Origin of the sequence: Peterkaempfera griseoplana, assembly GCF_001418575.1 — a bacterium.
In the GTDB taxonomy this organism is placed as follows: Bacteria; Actinomycetota; Actinomycetes; order Streptomycetales; family Streptomycetaceae; genus Peterkaempfera; species Peterkaempfera griseoplana.
The window spans coordinates 1-2,243 of sequence record NZ_LIQR01000773.1 but is presented as its reverse complement, the minus strand read 5'-3'; the positions used below and the strand labels follow the sequence as shown (position 1 = coordinate 2,243).

The 2,243-nt window shown below is 70.1% G+C and carries 2 protein-coding genes and 1 pseudogene; 1 reads left to right on the top strand and 2 read right to left on the bottom strand.

The genetic code is table 11. The features are described from left to right. Positions 1–204: 204 nt before the first annotated feature. Positions 205–903 (bottom strand): HAD family hydrolase, encoded by a 699-nt coding sequence (locus AOK09_RS36660; RefSeq protein WP_055591482.1) that lies wholly within the window; start codon positions 901–903, stop codon positions 205–207. Then, entirely contained in the window at positions 904–1,710 is an 807-nt protein-coding gene (locus AOK09_RS36655; protein ID WP_157876202.1) for an AfsA-related hotdog domain-containing protein, read from the bottom strand. Between the two features lie 317 nt (positions 1,711–2,027). On the opposite strand from AOK09_RS36655, the pseudogene AOK09_RS36650 reads away from it, so the two are divergent. Next, a pseudogene (locus AOK09_RS36650) lies at positions 2,028–2,243 on the top strand (GH12 family glycosyl hydrolase domain-containing protein); the annotation flags it as partial.

Sequence of the window (2,243 nt, the reverse complement as noted above, 5' to 3'; positions counted from 1 at the left end):
CGGCCCGGGCGCCGACCTCGGCGTTGCTGACGACCCTGGCGGGCAGGTAGGAGCCGGTGCCGACGATGCCGATCCCGGGCGTGCCGGAGGTGTACGCGGTCATGGGGGTTCCTTCGCTGGGGAGTCCGGGCCGTACGGGCGGCCCGGGGCGCTGACTGGGAGGGCTCCGGCCGGGGCGGCCGGGGCCGGTGTGCCGAACGGCCGTCATCCGGCGGCCGGCGCGAGGGCCGGTGCGGACGGCATCCGGGTTCCCCGGTGCGCGACGTACCGCAGCAGCTCGGGGTGGCCGCCCACGGCGACCGGATGCCCGACGCAGTCGAGCATGGGGATGTCGGAGGGATGGTCCCCGTAGGCGAAGCAGTCCTGCGGATCCACCCGGGGATGCTCGGCCAGCAGCCGGCGTACCGCCGCCCGTTTGCCCTCCCCGATGACCGGTTCGCGTATCTCGCCGGTGAGGCGGCCCTCCCGTACCTCGGGGTCGGTGCACAGCACCCGTGCCGCGCCGAGGTACTGCGCGATCGGTGCCAGACAGGGCGGGAAGGAGCCGGAGACCAGGACGATCTCGGCACCCGCCGACCGGTGCTGCCGCAGGGCCTCCAGGGTGCCGGGGACGAAGAACCCCGGCTCGGCCCGCGCGGCGGCGAACCAGAGCCGCCCCAGCAGCATCAGAGCGTCCGCGGGCTCGCCCGCGTACTGGCGGTAGTAGCGCCGGTTGATCTCCTCCCTGAGGACCCCGGCGTCCGCGTCCAGCTGCACCTGCCGGCGGCGGGACTCGGCCAGCAGCCGCCCCCGCTCGCCGTGACGGCGGATCAGCTGGAACCGCTGGAAGTCGAACATGCTCTTGCAGTCGATCAGCGTCTCGTCGACGTCGCTGAAGACGAGGTACCGCGGGGGCCGCCGCACTCAGACCACCCCGGCGGGCATCCGGACCGACTCGGCGGCGGCGGCCGCGGACAGCGCGCTCCGCAGGGCGTACTCGGCGCGCTGGACCTCCTTGCGGTGAATCACCTCGGAGTCGAAGGCGGTGAAGGATATGTCCAGCCGGGCGGTCTCGGTCTCCTGCTGGACGACCGACACCTCGACCCGGAAGAAGAGCCGTCCGGAATTCTCGGTGGAGCTCTCGACCACGCGATAGTCCAACCGGGCCGGCAGCGGGAAGAGAAAGGACTTGAATTCCGTGTTGAGGTGGTTGATCACAAAGTAGCGGGCGGTGGTGTCCCCGGCCGGTACGAAGAACTGCTCGGTGACCGCGAGGAACATCTGCCGGGCCGCCTCTATGGAGAGCATGCCCTGCAGGTGCCGTCCGGTGGTGTGGTCCGACATGAGCTCGCAGTGCTGGTCCACCAGCAGGTCCGCCTCGAACAGGTCGTCGGCCACCCGCCGGGCGCGGGAGATCAGGACGTTCTCGGGCCGGTGCTTGTGGGCCAGCCCCCGCCCGGCGCGGGCGTGCAGCGCGTCCCCGAGGAGCTTGACCCGGTGGTGCATGCCGCGGGCCTCGATCAGGTCGCGCAGATACGCGGCGTCGTGCGGCGATATCCCCTGGCCGAGCACCGCGCTGATCCGCTCGGCGCCGCCGGGCAGCTCGCCGGTGCGCAGCACCCCGGCGAACTGCGAGACGGTGAGCACGTTCCGGTGGCTGGCGAATTCGGCGAACCCGTCGCCGACCACAAAGCTGACCTCACTGTACGGAGATTCATCGGTTCCAGTCATTTCGGCCTCCCGGTGGCATGCCGTCGAGGGCATGTGTCGCTGGTTCTCTGCCGTGTGACTTTCTCGGCGACTGGATATGAAGCTAGTTCGTTCAAGTGCACGTGAAGCCAACAGCCGGACCCCGATGGTGACGGGCGTCACACTCGCCGTCCCGGGGCGGACGCACCGTCAGAGGCGGACGAAGGGCGCCCAGTCGGGCATGTCCGCGGCAAAAAGTTGTGTCGTCAGCCTTGCCAAAGAGTCGAACTCCCTTCGAAGCTTGCACCCTGGGAGCGCTCCCACCCATCTGCTCCCACCCACCCTGCGGAAGGGACATCGTGAAGACTCCGCTACGCGGCCTCGCCATGGCCGCACTCGCCGTCCTGGGACTGGTGGCCGCACTGCTGACCACAGCAGGCCCCGCCCAGGCCGACACCCTGATATGCGACCAGTACGGAACAGCCACTGTCGCCGGCCACTACATCGCCCAGAACAACCGCTGGGGAACCAGCGCCACCCAGTGCATCAACGTCACCAGCAGCGGCTTCCAGCTC

What these genes read in the sequence shown, in the direction of transcription:
- AOK09_RS36655 (WP_157876202.1), bottom strand. Translation starts at nt 1,710, where the DNA reads ATGACTGGAACCGATGAATCTCCGTACAGTGAGGTCAGCTTTGTGGTC.